Source organism: Helicovermis profundi (genome assembly GCF_033097505.1).
Taxonomy (GTDB): domain Bacteria; phylum Bacillota; class Clostridia; order Peptostreptococcales; family Acidaminobacteraceae; genus Helicovermis; species Helicovermis profundi.
The window spans coordinates 2,528,886-2,545,976 of record NZ_AP028654.1 but is presented as its reverse complement, the minus strand read 5'-3'; the positions used below and the strand labels follow the sequence as shown (position 1 = coordinate 2,545,976).

The window sequence follows — 17,091 nt, the reverse complement described above, 5'->3', positions numbered from 1 at the left end:
TTTATGCAGATTTTAGATTATGCAAAAGAAGAGCAAAAGAAACAAGAAGACCAAAAACTTTGGGATAAAGTAATAAATTATTTTAGAAAGCGTTCGCTTTGGATGCTTCATTATTGTACTGGTTGCGGTGCAATGGAACTTCCACCTATTCTTACTTCAAGATGGGATATTGAAAGATTTGGAGTTGGCCCAATGGCTACTCCAAGACAAGCTGATATATTGCTTCTTACTGGATATGTTTCAACAAATACAATGAAGAGAGTTATTAGAACTTATGAACAAATGCCAGAACCAAAATGGGTACTTGCATTTGGTTCATGTACTGTTAATGGTGGAATGTATTGGGATTCATACAATACGGTAAATAACGTTGGTGAATATATTCCAATTGATATTACTATTGCAGGTTGTATGCCGCGTCCTGAGGCTATACTTGATAGTATGATTGAATTAATGGATATGATACAAAGAGGAGAAGCGAAAGCTTTTCAAAAGTATAAAGAAAACTACTCTTATTATAAAGAAAATCAAGATAGATTATTTAAAAGAACTAAGCCTGTACTTGAAAGTTCGGCGTTAAGATATATTCATGATGAAAATGGAGGAGAGCAATAATGAAAATTACAAATTTAATAAAAACTCTTCACTCAAGAGGTCTTAATGCAGAAAAAATATGTGAAGGTCAAATTAAAGTTTCAGTTTCAAAAGATAGTTTTGTAAATGATCTACATTTTCTTCAATCTATTGGATACGAACATTTAGCAAATATCAATGGAGTAGATTATATAAATGAAAATGAATTTGAAGTGGTATACCAAATATACTCATATAGTGAAAAAATTCATATAATTTTTAAAGTTAGAATTCCAAGGGAAGAACCTGTAATTCAAAGTATTGTTGATTTATGGGAACAAGCTCAGTTTTATGAACAAGAAGTTCACGAGTTTTACGGAATTTATTTTGAAGGTAATAAAGACTTATCACACTTGTTTTTAGAAAACTGGAATGATCTTCCTCCGCTAAGAAAAGACTTTAATACTGAACAATTTTCTGAAGAACTTTTTGGTTCTAAGAGGAATGGAGGTAATAAATAATGAATTTTAATTCTTATAGTTTAACTAAAATGACAAAAGATGATAAAGATACAACATATGATTTGTTTTTTGGACCTAATCATCCTGGTATGCATGGAAACTTCGGATATGTTCTTGATATGGTAGGTACAGAAATTAATAGTGTTAAACCCAATGCAGGTCAGCTTCATAGAGGCTTTGAAAAGTTAATGGAGCAAAGAGGATGGGTGCAGAACTTAACACTTGTACCAAGAATATGTGTTATGGATCCAGATCCAAATGAAGTTGCCTATTGTATGGCAGTAGAAAAAATTATGAATGTAGAAATACCTGAGAGAGCAAAATATCTTAGAACAATTACTCTTGAAATGAGCAGATTAACTTCTCACCTTATATCTATTGGTGGAGCTGGAGCTTCACTTGGTTTATATACTCCAATGTACTGGAGTATGGCGGATAGAGACAGGGTTTTAGATATGTTTGAATGGTTGACTGGAGGAAGAGTATATCATATTTATAATATTCCTGGTGGTGTAAGACGCGACGCACCGAGAGGATTCTTTAAAAAATTAAATGAAACTTTAGATTATCTTGAATCAAGAATTCCAGAGTATGATAGAGTATTATTTGAGAACCCGATTATTCACAAAAGACTTAAAGGTCTTGGATTTGTTTCAAAAGAAGATGCAAGAAAAACTGGGCTTTCTGGTCCAAATCTTAGAGCTTCAGGAAATGTCATTGATATTAGAAAAGATGCACCATACGCAGCTTATCCATACCTTGATTTTGATGTTATTACTCAAACAGGTGGAGATGCATTTGCTAGAGCGGTTCAAATTAGAAAAGAATATAAACAAACCTTAGATATAATTAGACAGTGTATTAAACAAATTCCTGAAGGTGAAGTACATGCATCTTTAGGAAATTTAGGAATGTTGAAAGTTACTCCAGGTGAGGCTTATGCAAAAGTAGAATCTTCTAAAGGTGAATTTGGTTATTATATTGTTTCTGATGGTGGATTAAAACCATATAGGGTATCAGTAAGAGGACCATCACTTCCAGCAGGTTTCTTATGGGCTCAAAAACATTTACCAAAAATGAAAATAGATGATGTAGCAGTTTGGATGGGTACGCTTGGAATTTGTCCACCAGACTTCGATAAGTAAATAGGAGGGATTATTATGGCATTAGGTGAAAAGAGTATTAGTTCTCCGCTTTCCGCTTTTAAAAATCTTTTTAAAAAGCCTGTAACTGTTCGTTATCCAAAAGAAGAGTTGGATGTTTTTGATGAAAAGGGAGTGTCTGAAAGGTTTAGAGGCGTTCATACAAACGATTTATCAAAGTGTATTGGTTGCGGTAGCTGTGAAAGAATTTGTCCAGTAAATGCAATAGTTATGACTTTACCTGAAGGTAAAGAGGATGTAAGAAAAGAAAAAAGACCAGTAATTGATTATGGAAGATGTTGTTTCTGTGCGTTTTGTGTGGATGTTTGTCCAACAGTGTCGCTAAAAATGACAAGAGAATACGATTATAAAACAGCTGCTCCAATGTCACTTAGAAATGGTCAAGAAGTTAAATATGTAGCTGATGAATTTATGTTTATGCCTACAAATAAGTATGAAGATAATGTTGGATACGTAACTGGTAAAAAGAAAAAAGTTCTTGGCTAAAAAATAACAAAAAATTTAATATTATTAATTAAAAATACTCTATAAGGAATATTAATACTTCTTATAGAGTATTTCTATTTTTAATATTAAAGCCTAAGTGACTACTACTAGGCATTTATTAGCTTTGCATTCCTTTGACGGTGCATTATTAGTTTGATATAATTAATTTGTGCGTGCCTGACATGAATTTAACTAAGATACTTGAAAAATTATTTATAATTACTATTTTTCATATTTATACATAAAAAACATAAAATGAATATTTATTCGTTTTTTATAGTAGTATCCATGTAATGATTTACAGGTATTGTTTTATTTATTAATTGTATAAAAAATATATATTTTAAAGGGGTGAAATATATGAGTCTTCTCTCGTTTAAAGGTGGAATTCATCCTCCTCACGAAAAGAAGTACACTGAAAAGAAAGCAGTAGTTAAGGCAGTTGATCCAAAGGTTGTAACGATTTCTATGCGTCAGCATATAGGAGCACCGTGTAATCCGATTGTAAAAAAAGGTGATTATGTAAAAGTGGGTCAAATGGTTGGTGAAGCTACTTCATTTGTTTCTTCTCCTGTGCATTCAAGTGTGTCTGGAACAGTTAAAGAAGTTACAAACAAAAACGTACTTGGTGGAAAAGCAATGTGTGTAGTAATTGAATCAGATGGCGAGAATTTGATTCATGAAACAGTTGTTTCAAATGGAGATATTAGTGGATTATCTTCTAAAGAAATTTTAGAAATAATCAAGAATGCAGGAATTGTTGGAATGGGTGGAGCTGGATTTCCTACTCATGTTAAGCTTTCTCCTCCTCCTGAAAAGAAGATTGATGTTGTAATTTTAAACGGTGCAGAATGTGAACCTTATCTAACTGCGGATCATAGATTAATGCTTGAAACACCAGCAGAAGTTGTATATGGTCTTAGAGCTTTGATTAAAGTTTTAAATGTTCAAAAAGGGTATATTGGTATTGAAAATAATAAACCCGATGCTTTTAAGAGTATATCTGAAGCAGCTAAAGAATATCCCGAAATTGAAGTTGTTGAGCTTTATACAAAATATCCACAAGGAGCTGAAAAACAACTTATATATGCGTGTACAAAACGAGAAGTTCCATCAGCCGGACTTCCTATGGACGCTGGAGCTGTTGTAAGTAATGTCGCGACATCTGCTGCGATTGCAAACGCTATAAAAACTGGAATGCCTTTAGTTGAGAGGATATGTACTATTACTGGAAGTTCTGTAGTAGAACCTAAAAATATGCTTATTAAAGTAGGTACAAATATTAAAGAAATAATTGATCAATGTGGTGGTTATAAAGGTAAAGTTGGTAAATTAATTATGGGCGGGCCAATGATGGGACTCGCAAGTAATACTGATAATATTCCATCAACAAAAACAACTTCAGGAATTCTAATATTTAATGAAGATGAAGCAAAAATTCCGGAAGCTGAAAACTGTCTTAAATGCGGTAAATGTGTAAGTATTTGCCCATCATTTTTAGAACCGTTATATATTAGTGCATATGCATTAAAAAACGATTTTGAAAAAGCCGAAAAATATAATGCTCTTGACTGTATAGAGTGTGGATCTTGCTCATTTGTGTGTCCTTCAAAACGACCACTATTACATTCTATTAGAGTTGCAAAAAAAGAGATAATAGCAAAAAGAAGAAAGTCAAAATAGGGGGGCAAATAGATGGAATCATTATTTAGAGTTTCTTCATCTCCGCATATTCGTTCAAAACAAACTGTTAGTAATATCATGAGAGATGTTGTAATAGCTTTACTGCCTGCTACTTTTGCTGGAGTGTATTACTTTGGACTTCCTGCACTAGTGTTAATACTACTTTCAGTAGGATCGGCAGTAGCAACAGAATTTATTGTTCAAAAATATTTAAGAAAACAAAAAGCAACTATAAAAGATTGGAGTGCTGTAGTCACTGGTATGTTACTTGCTTTTAATATACCTTCAACTGCTCCTTGGTGGTTAGTTGTAGTAGGAAGTGCATTTGCGATTGCAATTGTTAAACAAGCCTTTGGAGGACTTGGTCATAATTTTATGAATCCAGCACTTGCTGCTCGTGCAATGCTTATGGCTTCTTGGCCTGTTGAAATGACAAATTGGGTATCGACAAGGCTTGCTGACTCGGTTGCAGGTCCAACACCACTTGGAATCATTGGAGAAAAACTATCAGTAGCACTTCCTTCAATGACAGATGTAATAATAGGTAATGTCGGTGGATGTATTGGTGAAACTTCAGTAGTTGCTATTCTTATAGGTGCAGCCTATCTTATCTATAGGGGTGTAATTAGTATAAGAATACCAGCAGCTTACATTGGAACAGTTTTTATTTTAGCCTTCTTTTTTACTGGTTTTGATCTTTATATGAGTACATATAATTTGTTTATTGGTGGTTTAATGCTTGGAGCATTTTTTATGGCTACTGATTATTCTTCATCACCAAGTAATCCTAAGGGTCAAATTATTTTTGGTATTGGTTGTGGTGTTATAGCTACTGTAATTAGATTTTACGGGGGTTATCCTGAAGGAGTATCATACTCAATTATATTAATGAATGTAGCATCACCTCTTATTGAAAAATATTCGAGTTCAAGAGTTTTTGGAGGTGCTAAAAAATGAAGGAAATAATGAAATTAGGTTTAATTCTTTTGATAATTAGTGGCATTTCTGCTACTTTGTTAGGATTTACAAATGAAGTTACAAAAAACCAAATAGCTAATCAAAGAGAACTTGAAAGTCAAAAGAAAAGAGTAGAAGTGTTAAGTGCTGCTGATAAATTTGAAAAATTAAGTCAAGAGAAAATGACTAGTATTATATCTAAAAATGATAAAGTGAAAGAAATATATATTGGTTATAAAAATGATAATGTTGTTGGATATGTAGTAAAAACAATGCCTGTAGGATTTGGTGGTCCAGTTGAAGTAATCACAGGAATTTCTCTTGATGGTAAACTTTCTGGAGTTAGAGTTGGGAGTCATCAAGAAACTCCTGGACTTGGTGCAAATGCTACTCTTCCAAGTTTTTATACGCAATATAATGGTAAAGATGCAAATAATGATGTTTCTGTTTCTAAAACAAATGCAGAAGGCAATCAAATTCAAGCAATTTCAGGTGCAACAATAACTTCTAAAGCTGTTACAAGAGGTGTAAATTTCTCTATAGAAGCAGTTAAATTTTTAAAAGAGTAGGGGGGAATAAATTGAAAAAATATAAAATTTTATTAAATGGAATAGTAAAAGAAAACCCAATTTTTGTTCAACTTCTTGGAATGTGTCCTACTCTTGCTGTAACTACTTCAGCTGAAAATGGACTAGGAATGGGACTTGCTACAACAGCGGTACTTATGGGTTCAAATGTAGTTATTTCAATGCTTAGAAAAATAGTTCCAGAAAAAATAAGAATTCCTATTTTTACAGTAGTTATTGCAAGTTTTGTAACAATAATTGGAATGATTATGGAAGGATATGTACCTGCCTTATATAAACAATTAGGTTTATTTATTCCTTTAATAGTTGTTAACTGTATCATATTGGCTCGTGCAGAAGCATTTGCATTTAAAAACAAAGTGTCTTCTTCAGCTATAGATGGACTAGGAATGGGTCTTGGATTTACACTTGCTTTAGTTATTCTTGGTTCAGTAAGAGAATTATTTGGAGCAGGAAGTATTTTTGGTATTCATTTATTATGGGCTTCTTATAAGCCGGCTCTAATAATGATATTACCGCCAGGAGCATTTTTAGCATTAGGATTATTACTTGCAATTAAAAACGTTATTGACAGTAAAAAGTCGCTTAATTAGGGGGAAAAGAAATGGAAAATGCAAACTTATTTGTTATCCTTGTTAGCGCAATATTAGTTAATAACTTTGTTATGTCAAGATTCTTAGGAATATGTCCATTTTTAGGTGTTTCTAAGCAAGTTGAAACAGCTTTTGGCATGGGTATGGCAGTAACGTTCGTTATGACGCTAGCAGGTATTTTTACTTATTTTGTACAAATGTATATTCTTATTCCGTTAGGATTAGAGTATTTGCAGATTGTGGCTTTTATTTTAGTAATAGCATCATTAGTTCAATTTGTTGAGATTGTTCTTAAAAAAACAAGTCCTACTTTATATCAGGCACTTGGAGTATTTTTGCCACTTATAACTACAAACTGTGCTGTTCTTGGACTTGCACTTTTAAATATTCAGTATAAATTTAATTTATTACAAACAATAACTCATTCTATAGGTGCTGCAATAGGTTTTTCATTAGCAATTGTATTATTTGCTGGAATTAGAGAAAAATTAGAAATTGCTGATGTTCCAAAACCTTTTGAAGGGTTTCCGATTGCATTAATTACAGCGAGTCTAATGTCGATAGCATTTTTAGGCTTTGCAGGACTAGTATAGGAAAGGATGGTTGAGATGGATTTTAATAACATTCTAATATCCGGAGTTAGCCTTGGAGCTATGGGGTTAGTATTTGGAGCAGGTTTAGCATATGCTTCTCAAAAATTTGCTGTTGAAATTGATCCAAAGGCTGTTGCTATAAGAGATGCACTTCCTGGAGCGAATTGTGGTGGATGTGGTTATCCTGGATGTGATGGATTTGCAAATGCAGTAGTTAAAGGAGAAGCACCAGTTGATGGATGTCCAGTAGGAGGAAGTGATTGTGCAACTTTAGTTGCAAAGATCATGGGAGTAAGTGCAGAAGGTAAAGTTAAGCAAGTAGCAAGAGTACTATGTAAAGGCGGTAAAGATACATGCACTGATAAATATGTATATGATGGTTTTGAAGATTGTAGAGCAGCAAATATGTTATTAGGTGGATCAAAAAGCTGTGAATACGGATGTATGGGACTAGGATCATGTGTGGCAGTTTGCCCATTTGATGCAATTCACATAAATGAAGAAGGACTTGCAGAAGTTGAACCAGATAAGTGTACAGCATGTGGCAAATGTATAGAAGTATGTCCAAAAGATGTAATAGCATATGTTCCATACGAACAATTAACAGTAGTTGACTGTAACAACAAAGAAAGAGGAGCACATGTTAAAAAGAATTGTAATGTAGCATGTATAGCTTGCGGAATATGTGAAAGATCATGCCCGTTTGATGCAATTCACGTAGAAAACTTACTTGCAGTTATAGATTACGATAAATGTACAAATTGTATGATATGTGCAGAAAAATGTCCAACAGGATCAATAACAGCAGATTTTAACCTAAGAAAAACAGCAGAAATAATAGAAGAAAAATGTATAGGGTGTACACTATGTACAAAAGTTTGTCCAGTAGACGCAATAGAAGGAAAACTAAAAGAAGTACATAAAATAGATCCAGAAAAATGCATAGGATGCGGCAAATGCGAAGAAAAATGCCCAAAAGATGCGATATTCATGAAATAAAAAAGCAGTGCGTAAAACATCAAAAAAACAAAAAAGAAGAGCTTGCTCTTCTTTTTTTGATTTTTTGATGTTTTACATAGGGCAGGATGCCCGTGACCCTGCAAACCGAAGGTTGGCTGGGTTGCACTGCGATATTTTAAGCAGGATGCCCGTGACAGAGCAAACCGAAGGTTGGCTGGGTTGCACTGCGAGTAATCATATAAAGGAGATAAGCTCAGAATTTATTCTTATAATTTACAGATGCAAAATTTTATATCTACTGATATAATAGAATAATAAATTTACATAAAAAAGGAGTTTCTAAATGAATAGATTAGCGAAAGAAATATATGAAGCAAGGTTAAAATCAGGACTTACTCAGAAGCAACTTGCAAAAAAATGTGGTTTAGCTGAATCATATATAAAGAGTATTGAATCTGGCAAAAAAATTATAAACGAGGGTAATTCAGAAAAAATATTTAAAGTCCTTGGTAGAAAAGCAGTAGAACTTATTAATGAAAATGAAGAAAAGACAGAAGTTAGAAAAGAAAAAAAGAAAGAAGAAAAAGTAATTAAAGAAAATATAAATATTCAGCCTAACGATAAATGGTTAGATGCCCTTTCAGGCGTAATAAAGAATTATCCTGTATATAATGGTCAATTTAATAAAGTTATTGATAATAGAGATATAACAATTTTAAAAAAGAAAATAGATGGTCGTTCGCACGAAAAAATATTCTTTATGGAAGCTCCATCAAGTGATATGGAATCAAGATGCATAAGTAAAGGAGATATACTTACTCTTTTTAAAACTAAGACTATAACTGGTGGGAAAATTTATACAGTAAAGCATAAAGGCAATGTAATAATAGGTGTTTTAAGATTAAATAGTGGTAAGATTAGTATTTTTAATGATAAAAATAAAGATTTAAGTGTAAATGTCAAAGAAATTGAAATACTAGGCCAATGTTTAAAAGTTGAAAAGAAACTCTAGTTAAAATTCAATAATGATTAAGCTATAAAAAAGTTGATTAAACATAAATTATTGTTTAATCGACTTTTTTATATTTAATTTCACTTCACTTAGCAATATATTTTAAAGCAACTAAATCTAACTTTAAAATAGTTAAATTGTAACCTTATAAACCTTGTGAAAGACCTATATACATGCTAAAATTGTAGTGAAGTAAAGATGTTTAGTTTACATATATTGTAAATTGGAAATATCTATGATATTGTATAATTGTATATGGAGGATATTTTGAAAGCAACTAATAAAAATACTTTAGTTTTACTTATCGTACTACTTATAGGACTTGTAATTGGAGGCATTATAGGAGATATCTTTAAAAATTATATCAGCGTTTTATCCTATGGTAAAACAATTGGCTTTAGTCCAGTGACAATTGATTTGGGAATTGTTGAGTTTACTTTAGGTTTCTTAATGCATTTAAATTTATCAAGTATTATTGGTATTTTAATTGCGTTTATTATTTTTAGAAAGATGTAGGTGATTATAATGAAAAAAATAATATTAGCTTCAAATTCGCCGAGAAGAAAAGAGATATTAAAAAATATGGGGCTTAATTTTAAAACTATTTCAAGTGATATTGAAGAAAAGGTTGATGAAAATGAATCGCCAGAGAGCATTGTTATGAGTTTGGCTTTTAGAAAGGCAAATGATATTTTTGTAAAGTCTGATAAAGACTCTATAATAATTGCAGCTGATACGATTGTTTTTTATAACAAAGTTATAGGAAAACCCAGAAGTAAAAAAGAAGCAAAAGAAATGCTTAGGCTTTTAAGTGATAATACTCATTATGTTTATACAGGTGTAAGTATTATTGACGATAAAAATAAAATAATTGATTTTGTAAAAACTAAAGTAGTCTTTAAAAAATTAACTGATAAGCAAATTGATAATTATATTGAAACTGGAGAACCCTTAGATAAGGCTGGTGCATATGCTATTCAGGGTGTAGGTTCAGTATTTGTTGATTCAATTGAAGGTGATTATTTCAATGTGGTAGGATTGCCTATTTCAAGGTTAAGTGACATTTTAAGTGATGTTTTTAATATTCATATCCTTTAGAGAAAATATTATTTAGTTATGATATTTTGACATATACAAATAAAATTGGAGAAAATGTCATGGATATTGTATTTAAGAATAAAAAAGAGTTTGAAAGACCTAGAGAAAGAGCAATGCTTAAAGGTGTAAATTCACTTTCGGTTAATGAATTAATTTCTATTATTCTTTCCAGTGGTAGTAAAAGTAAAAATGTTTACGACATATCTAATGAAATTATAGATATGTGTTCTAATTTGGAAGGTTTAAATAATATTACTGTAGATGAATTATGCACTATTAACGGACTTGGTAAAATAAAAGCTTTAAAAGTAATTTGCGCAGTTGAACTTGGTAAAAGAGTAGTTTCATATAAAAAAGAAGTAAGAAAGAAAATTACATCGCCAACAGATATTGTTGAAGAATTAGTGATAAGTATGCAATTTTTAAAAAAAGAGGAATTTAGAAGTGTTTTATTAGATACTAAAAACAGCATTATATCGATAGAAACAATTTCGATTGGAAGTTTAAATTCCTCAATTGTACATCCAAGAGAGGTTTTTAATTTAGCAGTTAGAAAATCAGCAGCTTCAATTATTTTAGTTCATAATCATCCTAGTGGAAATACAAACCCTAGTGAAGAAGATAGAAGTATTACAAAGAGGCTAAAAAAAGCAGGTAAGATACTGGGAATTGAGATTCTAGATCACATTATTATAGGAAACTCTAAATATTTTAGTTTTAGAGAACATGATATTTTAGATGAATAAATTTAAAAGTAATTATATAGATGCGTGTTAATGAAAGGAGAAAACCTTTGAGAATTTTTAATTGGTTTACAAAAGATATAGGTATTGATCTAGGAACGGCTAACACATTAGTTAATGTTAAAAACAAAGGTATTGTTGTAAGAGAACCTTCAGTTGTAGCAATAAAAAAAGATACAAATGAAATTTTAGATGTTGGTTTAGGTGCGAAACAAATGATAGGTAGAACTCCTGGAAATATTATTGCAATAAGACCACTTCGCGATGGTGTAATTGCTGATTTTGACGTAACTTATAAAATGATCAAATATTTTATAGATAAAGCTATTCCTAAAAGAAGCTTTTTTACTTATACAAGAGTCGTTGTTGGGATACCATATGGTGTAACTGATGTTGAAAAAAAAGCTGTTATACAGGCCTCAACTTCTGCAGGAGCTAAGGAAGCTTTATTAATTGAAGAACCAATGGCAGCTGCAATAGGAGCGGGGCTTCCTGTTGAAGAACCTACTGGTAGCATGGTTGTTGACATAGGTGGTGGAACTACTGAAATTGCAGTTATTTCACTTGGTGGTATTGTTACTTCACAATCAATTAGAATTGGTGGAGACAAAATGGATGAATCAATTGTTAATTATATTAGGAAAGAATATAATTTGATGATAGGTGAGAGGACTGCTGAAAAACTTAAAATTGAGATTGGCTATGCCTATGAAGTTAAATCGTCTATTTTATCTAAAGATACCAAATTAGAGATAACAGGAAGAAATTTATTGACTGGGCTTCCAAAAAATCAAATTATAGATTCAAGTGAAATTTTAAATGCATTAAGAGAACCAATTAGCTCTATTGTTGAAGGTATTAAGTCTACGCTTGAAAGAACACCCCCTGAACTTGCTTCAGATATTATGCAGGACGGGATTATGCTTACAGGTGGTGGAGCTCTTTTAAAGGGTCTAGATGCACTTATAAATTCACAGACCTATATGCCTGTTCATATCGCAAATGAACCTCTTGATTGTGTAGCAATAGGTACTGGTGTTGCAGTTGAGGAGTATGATAAGTATAAAAATGTTTTTATTAGGCAAAGCAATATTTTAAAATAGAAGTAGGTGTTATAATGAATGAATATTCTAAATGGAAAAAATGGTTTATTATAATTTTAGGCATTATTTTGCTTTTTTTTATGGGAATATCTGCTGGGGGAAGAAGTAGAATTTCTATATTTGAAAATATAGCTGGAGTTATTATTACACCTATTCAAAAGGTTCTGTATACATCGAGTGAATATATTTCGTCAAAAGTGAATCCGATTTTAAATGTTTGGAAAACTATGGATGAAAACAAAATGTTACTAGAAGAAAATTCAAAAATGAAAGAAGAACTTATTAAAGTCACTTTAGATAAAAAAGAATATGGTGAATTGAAAGACTTAAGTAAAACATTAAATTATATTAACAAGACGAAAATAGATAATTTCGTATCTGCAAATATTACTGCTAAAGATTCTGGTAATTGGTATAACATGTTTACCATTGATGTTGGAGAAAATGACGGAGTTACTAAGAATTCTACTGTTATAAATGGAAAAGGTTTAGTTGGATTAGTTTATGATGTAGGAAGTAATTGGTCAAAGGTAGTTACGATAATAGATAATAAAAGTTCTATAGGTTTTGAATCATTGAAAGTAAAAAGTAGTTTTGATGGAATTTTAAGTGGAACCTATAATTATAATTTGATTGGCAATTTATTTGATCCTAAAGCAAAAGTAGAGTTTGGAGATAAGATTATAACTTCAGGACTTGGAATATATCCAAAAGGTATATTGATAGGTTATGTAGATAAGATCAATACTAATAAAGATAATTTGCTAATTGAAGTTAAGGTAAAACCCACTGTGAATTTTAAAAAAATTAATAAGGTAATTGTGCTTCCTTACGATAAGGAGAGAACTTACGATGAAAAGTAAATATGTAATTTTAATTTCAATATTTGTTTTTTTAATACAGTCAACAATTTTACAGTTTTTTCGAATTTATGGAATTATCCCTAATATATCGTTGGTAATGATTGTTACTTTTACTCTTATTTATGGTAAAAAAGAAGGCTATATATTTGCAATTGGAGTAGGAATTTTGCAAGATGTATTTTTATCTAAAGCTTTAAGTATTAATTTGATAATTTATACAAGTATTGTTTTTATTATTAGTCTTTTTTATGAAAAGTTATTTAAAGATAATTTTTTGACTCCAATTATTACGATAATTTTTGCAACATTTATATATCATATAATGTTTTTACTATTTATGTATTTAATTGGTGCTTCTATAAACGATTTGGACTTTTATAAAATAATTTTGGGTGAAGGAATTGAAAATATTGTGATTATAACATTTATATATGGCAAGATTTTTCCAAGAGTGTATGATTATAACATGAGATAGATAAATTGGTGGATTTATGAATAATATAAAAGATAGAAGAAATCAAATATTAATAGTATTCTCGATTATTTTTCTTGTAATATCACTTAGATTAGTTGATATTACAGTTATAAATGGTGAACATTATAGAGAACTTTCAATTAATAATAGGGTAAGAAAAATTCCTATAGTAGCAAAAAGAGGAGAGATTTTTGATAGAAATGGAGTTCTTATTGCAGGAAATATTCCTGCTTTTGCCATAGAATTATCTGCAAGTATACTTTCAAGTAGTGAACTTAACGACGTTTCGATTAAAATATTAGATATATTAAACAAAAGAAACGAAGAACATATTGAGTTTCCTATAGAGAAAAATGGCGATGAATATTATTTTACATATGATAAAAATGTTGAAAAGTATTTAGCTGATAATGGTTATGATACGAGTGCTATAGCAAGTAAAGTTTTTCAAGAAATAAGAACTAGAGAGCAAATTTCTGAAGAGCTAGATAATAATGATGCGAAAAAATTCTTATTAATGAAGGGAGTTTCGCTTCCCTTATCAGTAAGTAAAATGAAATTTTGGTCGCAGATAGAAAAAGAAAAATTTTTAAAATACTATCATTTGCCTTATGATATAGATGCAAAGGCAGCACTTAAAAAAATTAGAAATTTGAGATATTATAAAATTGATAGTACATATTCTGATGAAGATGCATTAAAGATACTTACAATTAAACACGCATTTAGAATAAAAGGATATTTGAAATATAATCCTGTAAAAATTTCTTCAAGTGTTAATAAAGAAACTGCTGTCTTAATTGAGGAAATGTCAATGAGTTTGCCAGGCATTAATGTTAGAATTGAACCACAAAGAAACTATCCTTTTAATAGTAGTGCGTCTCATATAATTGGTTATATGGGCAAAATCTCTAGTGAAAACGAAATTGAAAAATATGTAAGGAAAAACAATTATGATGAAAATCAATTAATTGGTAAAGTTGGAATTGAAGGTAGATACGAACTTGATTTAAAAGGAGAAAATGGATATAAATATATTGAAGTTGACGCACTTGGGAAATTAGTAAAAAATGTTGATGACAGCATTTATGGAATTGATTCTAAAAAAGCGAAAGCTGGTAAAGATATAACATTAACCGTTGATATTAATCTTCAAAAGAAACTTGAAAAACACATTAAAGACTTACTAGAGGCTCTTCAAGTAGGCGGTACATATAAAAGTGAATGGGGAGATTTTAAATTTAAAGAGGCTTTTCCTAAAGCTAAAACTGCAGCAGCAGTTGTAACTGATGTTAATACTGGTGAAGTACTTGCTCTTGTAAGTTATCCGTCATATGATCTTAATTTGTTTTCTACGGGAATAAGTTATGATAATTGGAAAAAACTTTCTCCGAAGAATATTAAAGATCAACTTTCTCCAAGACCTTTATATGATATAGCGACTCTTACTGCTGTACAACCTGGTTCGACCTACAAGATGGTTACAGGATTTGCTGCACTAGAGCAAGGTCTTGATCCAAGTCTCAAAATAAATGCGGATGGATATATTGAAATTGGAAAACATAGGTATGGATGTTGGATATGGAATGATTATCATGCCAAACATGGACCAACTGATTTATATAAAGCTATCGAAGAATCTTGTAATTACTATTTTTTCGATATGGGAATGGGATACGATTATAAAAAAGATAAACCATTAAGTTTTGAAATGAGTACTAAAATACTCCTTGATTATTCAAAATATTTCGGATTAAATGATAAAACTGGAATTGAAATTGGTGAAGTAAGTGTTGGGGTTCCAAGTGAAACAAAAAAAGAAGTAACTACTATAAACATGCTTAAAAGGAAACTTAAATTTATACTCCCAGAATATTTTCCTAAGGAATTAATTGACTCGGAAGATAAAACAGATGCAGTTATTGCTAAAATCGTTGCTCTTAAAGATTCTTCAATATCTCGTGGAAATTTAATTAAAACGCTAATTAAATTTGGTGCAAATAGTGATTATTATATTGTTGAAAAATTAGCAGATATTATAAAATATGATTATTTTAGTAATATTAATTGGTCGGAGGGTGATGGACTTAATTTGGCAATTGGTCAAGGTGACCATAAATATACGCCTGTACAAATGTCTAGATATATAGCTACTCTTGCAAACGGTGGCAAGCTTAATGAACTTACTTTAATTAAAAAAGTTGGAGATACAAAAATTATAAAAAATCAAAATGTGAATCCTTCAAGTTTTGATCAATCAAATAGTCTAAAAGAGTTAAGAAAAGGAATGTTATTAGTAACTAGAGGAAATAGAGGAACAGCGAAGACTGCATTTAAGAAATTTCCTATTGATGTTGGAGCTAAAACTGGAACGGCAGAAAAAGCTGGAACGATTCCGCCTAAAAGTGAAAAAGAATATATAAAAAAATATCTATCACTTATAAATAGAAATTTAACATATGATGAAGTTGAGAAGAAATCTTTAGAAATTATAAAACAAAGAAATGACGAATTGGCTGAACTTCAAATTAAAAAAATAAAATTAGAAGAAGAAGCAAAATCATTAGTAGACAAATCAAGCAAGGAATTATTAATTAAGGAAATCAATAAATTAGAAAACAAAATTGAGTATTTATTTAGAATTGGGTATTTAAGTGAAGAAAATACTATTAGAGAAGCATTAAAGGAATTATCTAATTTTAAACTTACTGACGAAATGATAAATGAATATAGAGATAACTATGATAGTTTTTCGTGGTTTGTATCATTTGCACCATATGAAAAACCTGAGATTTCTGTTGTGGTGTTAATTCCACAAGGTGGGCATGGGGGATATGCATCTCCAATTGCTAGAGATATAATTGCAGATTACTTAAAACTTGATCCAAATGACTATAAGGAAGATAATAAATAAATTGAACTGCTTGAATGCTTTTTATTTTATATTTTTAGTGGTATAATCATTATAATAATGCGTAACTCTAACTAAATTTGTACTTATGGGGGAAAAATGCTTAATTTAAGTCATTTAGAATTTAAGGGAAACAAGGACGGAATTGTAATACACATTTCAAAGGAAAGTTCAATTAAAGAAATGGTTGATTCACTCAGTAAAAAAATTGAGAAAAAAAGCTTTTATAAGGGTGCTTTTGTTGTAGGGACGAGCGGGAAGAAACTTACTTATAATGAAAAATCTATTATAGAAGAAATTTTGATTAAAGAACTAGAAATCAATGTGAAAAGTTTGGAAAATATAGATTCGTTTACTAAAAAAACTAATAAAGTTAATAATAAAAATTCTAGTGAAAATGATGTATTTGATGGTATAAAAGAGGGTCTTACAAAGTTTGTAAGAGGAACACTTCGTTCAGGAGTTAAAGTTGATTTTAAAGGGAATGTAATTATACTTGGTGATGTTAATCCTGGAGCTGAAGTTATAGCATATGGAAATATTATTATTATGGGCACACTGAGAGGTGTAGCATACGCAGGGGCAAATGGAAATATTAATGCCTATGTTGTAGCGAATAAACTCATTGCAACTCAACTTAGAATTGCAGGACTTATAACACGTGCACCAGATGATGGAGATTATGAACCTGATATGCCAGAAATTGCATATATAAAAGAAAATAGAATGGAAATTGAGCCGTATATATAGTTTGAGGGGGATTTTAATAG

General features: G+C 30.7%; 19 protein-coding genes. All 19 read left to right on the top strand.

The annotated features are described in order from the left end of the window. Positions 1 to 3 precede the first annotated feature (3 nt). The 19 genes from AACH12_RS11490 to minC all read left to right on the top strand — a co-directional run bounded on the left by AACH12_RS11490 (position 4) and on the right by minC (position 17,071). A complete protein-coding gene (locus AACH12_RS11490; protein ID WP_338535552.1) occupies positions 4 to 615 on the top strand; it encodes an NADH-quinone oxidoreductase subunit B in 612 nt (203 codons plus the stop codon). Further along, positions 615 to 1,094 carry an NADH-quinone oxidoreductase subunit C gene (locus AACH12_RS11485; RefSeq protein ID WP_338535551.1) on the top strand — a complete coding sequence of 160 codons (480 nt, stop codon included), beginning with the start codon at positions 615 to 617 and terminating at the stop codon, positions 1,092 to 1,094. The genes AACH12_RS11490 and AACH12_RS11485 overlap by 1 nt, the downstream gene beginning before the upstream one ends. Beyond that, positions 1,094 to 2,239 (top strand): NADH-quinone oxidoreductase subunit D, encoded by a 1,146-nt coding sequence (locus AACH12_RS11480; protein WP_463670989.1) that lies wholly within the window; start codon positions 1,094 to 1,096, stop codon positions 2,237 to 2,239. Before AACH12_RS11485 ends, AACH12_RS11480 begins: the two co-directional genes overlap by 1 nt. A gap of 15 nt (positions 2,240 to 2,254) precedes the next feature. Continuing rightward, on the top strand, positions 2,255 to 2,743 hold the full coding sequence (locus AACH12_RS11475) for a 4Fe-4S binding protein (RefSeq protein ID WP_338535550.1): 489 nt from the start codon (positions 2,255 to 2,257) through the stop codon (positions 2,741 to 2,743). A 360-nt stretch (positions 2,744 to 3,103) separates the two neighbouring features. Next, a complete protein-coding gene (rsxC, locus tag AACH12_RS11470; RefSeq protein ID WP_338535549.1) occupies positions 3,104 to 4,426 on the top strand; it encodes an electron transport complex subunit RsxC in 1,323 nt (440 codons plus the stop codon). A gap of 12 nt (positions 4,427 to 4,438) precedes the next feature. After that, positions 4,439 to 5,383 carry an RnfABCDGE type electron transport complex subunit D gene (locus AACH12_RS11465; RefSeq protein WP_338535548.1) on the top strand — a complete coding sequence of 315 codons (945 nt, stop codon included), beginning with the start codon at positions 4,439 to 4,441 and terminating at the stop codon, positions 5,381 to 5,383. Next, entirely contained in the window at positions 5,380 to 5,952 is a 573-nt protein-coding gene (locus AACH12_RS11460) for an RnfABCDGE type electron transport complex subunit G (protein ID WP_338535547.1), read from the top strand. The genes AACH12_RS11465 and AACH12_RS11460 overlap by 4 nt, the downstream gene beginning before the upstream one ends. Before the next feature lie 11 nt (positions 5,953 to 5,963). Continuing rightward, entirely contained in the window at positions 5,964 to 6,563 is a 600-nt protein-coding gene (rsxE, locus tag AACH12_RS11455; protein WP_338535546.1) for an electron transport complex subunit RsxE, read from the top strand. 11 nt (positions 6,564 to 6,574) lie between these two features. Next, positions 6,575 to 7,156 (top strand): electron transport complex subunit RsxA, encoded by a 582-nt coding sequence (rsxA, locus tag AACH12_RS11450; RefSeq protein WP_338535545.1) that lies wholly within the window; start codon positions 6,575 to 6,577, stop codon positions 7,154 to 7,156. Between the two features lie 15 nt (positions 7,157 to 7,171). Continuing rightward, positions 7,172 to 8,155 carry an RnfABCDGE type electron transport complex subunit B gene (locus AACH12_RS11445; protein WP_338535544.1) on the top strand — a complete coding sequence of 328 codons (984 nt, stop codon included), beginning with the start codon at positions 7,172 to 7,174 and terminating at the stop codon, positions 8,153 to 8,155. Positions 8,156 to 8,459: 304 nt separating this feature from the next. Continuing rightward, on the top strand, positions 8,460 to 9,128 hold the full coding sequence (locus tag AACH12_RS11440) for a helix-turn-helix domain-containing protein (protein ID WP_338535543.1): 669 nt from the start codon (positions 8,460 to 8,462) through the stop codon (positions 9,126 to 9,128). A 267-nt stretch (positions 9,129 to 9,395) separates the two neighbouring features. Next, entirely contained in the window at positions 9,396 to 9,644 is a 249-nt protein-coding gene (locus tag AACH12_RS11435) for a DUF4321 domain-containing protein (RefSeq protein ID WP_338535542.1), read from the top strand. 9 nt (positions 9,645 to 9,653) lie between these two features. Then, positions 9,654 to 10,226, top strand: coding sequence for a nucleoside triphosphate pyrophosphatase (locus AACH12_RS11430; RefSeq protein WP_338535541.1), 573 nt, complete (start codon positions 9,654 to 9,656; stop codon positions 10,224 to 10,226). A 59-nt stretch (positions 10,227 to 10,285) separates the two neighbouring features. Next, positions 10,286 to 10,972: a RadC family protein gene (radC, locus tag AACH12_RS11425; RefSeq protein WP_338535540.1), complete on the top strand. Its 687-nt coding sequence runs from the start codon at positions 10,286 to 10,288 to the stop codon at positions 10,970 to 10,972. 47 nt (positions 10,973 to 11,019) lie between these two features. Next, on the top strand, positions 11,020 to 12,072 hold the full coding sequence (locus tag AACH12_RS11420) for a rod shape-determining protein (protein ID WP_338535539.1): 1,053 nt from the start codon (positions 11,020 to 11,022) through the stop codon (positions 12,070 to 12,072). A 14-nt stretch (positions 12,073 to 12,086) separates the two neighbouring features. Next, complete coding sequence (gene mreC / locus AACH12_RS11415) at positions 12,087 to 12,935, top strand: rod shape-determining protein MreC (protein ID WP_338535538.1); 849 nt, start codon at positions 12,087 to 12,089, stop codon at positions 12,933 to 12,935. Then, positions 12,925 to 13,410, top strand: coding sequence for a rod shape-determining protein MreD (gene mreD, locus AACH12_RS11410; RefSeq protein WP_338535537.1), 486 nt, complete (start codon positions 12,925 to 12,927; stop codon positions 13,408 to 13,410). The genes mreC and mreD overlap by 11 nt, the downstream gene beginning before the upstream one ends. Before the next feature lie 16 nt (positions 13,411 to 13,426). Then, positions 13,427 to 16,324, top strand: coding sequence for a penicillin-binding transpeptidase domain-containing protein (locus AACH12_RS11405; protein WP_338535536.1), 2,898 nt, complete (start codon positions 13,427 to 13,429; stop codon positions 16,322 to 16,324). Between the two features lie 96 nt (positions 16,325 to 16,420). After that, the gene (gene minC, locus AACH12_RS11400; RefSeq protein WP_338535535.1) at positions 16,421 to 17,071 is read left to right on the top strand and encodes a septum site-determining protein MinC; all 651 of its coding nucleotides are present in this window, start codon (positions 16,421 to 16,423) and stop codon (positions 17,069 to 17,071) included. The last annotated feature ends 20 nt before the right edge of the window (positions 17,072 to 17,091 follow it).

Excerpts from the sequence above, each read along its gene's own strand:
- AACH12_RS11485 (WP_338535551.1), top strand. The coding sequence starts at position 615 with ATGAAAATTACAAATTTAATAAAAACTCTTCACTCAAGAGGTCTTAAT.
- AACH12_RS11475 (WP_338535550.1), top strand. The coding sequence starts at position 2,255 with ATGGCATTAGGTGAAAAGAGTATTAGTTCTCCGCTTTCCGCTTTTAAA.
- AACH12_RS11460 (WP_338535547.1), top strand. The coding sequence starts at position 5,380 with ATGAAGGAAATAATGAAATTAGGTTTAATTCTTTTGATAATTAGTGGC.
- AACH12_RS11445 (WP_338535544.1), top strand. The coding sequence starts at position 7,172 with ATGGATTTTAATAACATTCTAATATCCGGAGTTAGCCTTGGAGCTATG.
- AACH12_RS11430 (WP_338535541.1), top strand. The coding sequence starts at position 9,654 with ATGAAAAAAATAATATTAGCTTCAAATTCGCCGAGAAGAAAAGAGATA.
- AACH12_RS11405 (WP_338535536.1), top strand. The coding sequence starts at position 13,427 with ATGAATAATATAAAAGATAGAAGAAATCAAATATTAATAGTATTCTCG.
- AACH12_RS11440 (WP_338535543.1), top strand. The coding sequence starts at position 8,460 with ATGAATAGATTAGCGAAAGAAATATATGAAGCAAGGTTAAAATCAGGA.
- AACH12_RS11480 (WP_463670989.1), top strand. The coding sequence starts at position 1,094 with ATGAATTTTAATTCTTATAGTTTAACTAAAATGACAAAAGATGATAAA.
- mreD (WP_338535537.1), top strand. The coding sequence starts at position 12,925 with ATGAAAAGTAAATATGTAATTTTAATTTCAATATTTGTTTTTTTAATA.
- radC (WP_338535540.1), top strand. The coding sequence starts at position 10,286 with ATGGATATTGTATTTAAGAATAAAAAAGAGTTTGAAAGACCTAGAGAA.
- AACH12_RS11490 (WP_338535552.1), top strand. The coding sequence starts at position 4 with ATGCAGATTTTAGATTATGCAAAAGAAGAGCAAAAGAAACAAGAAGAC.
- minC (WP_338535535.1), top strand. The coding sequence starts at position 16,421 with ATGCTTAATTTAAGTCATTTAGAATTTAAGGGAAACAAGGACGGAATT.
- mreC (WP_338535538.1), top strand. The coding sequence starts at position 12,087 with ATGAATGAATATTCTAAATGGAAAAAATGGTTTATTATAATTTTAGGC.
- AACH12_RS11465 (WP_338535548.1), top strand. The coding sequence starts at position 4,439 with ATGGAATCATTATTTAGAGTTTCTTCATCTCCGCATATTCGTTCAAAA.
- rsxA (WP_338535545.1), top strand. The coding sequence starts at position 6,575 with ATGGAAAATGCAAACTTATTTGTTATCCTTGTTAGCGCAATATTAGTT.
- rsxC (WP_338535549.1), top strand. The coding sequence starts at position 3,104 with ATGAGTCTTCTCTCGTTTAAAGGTGGAATTCATCCTCCTCACGAAAAG.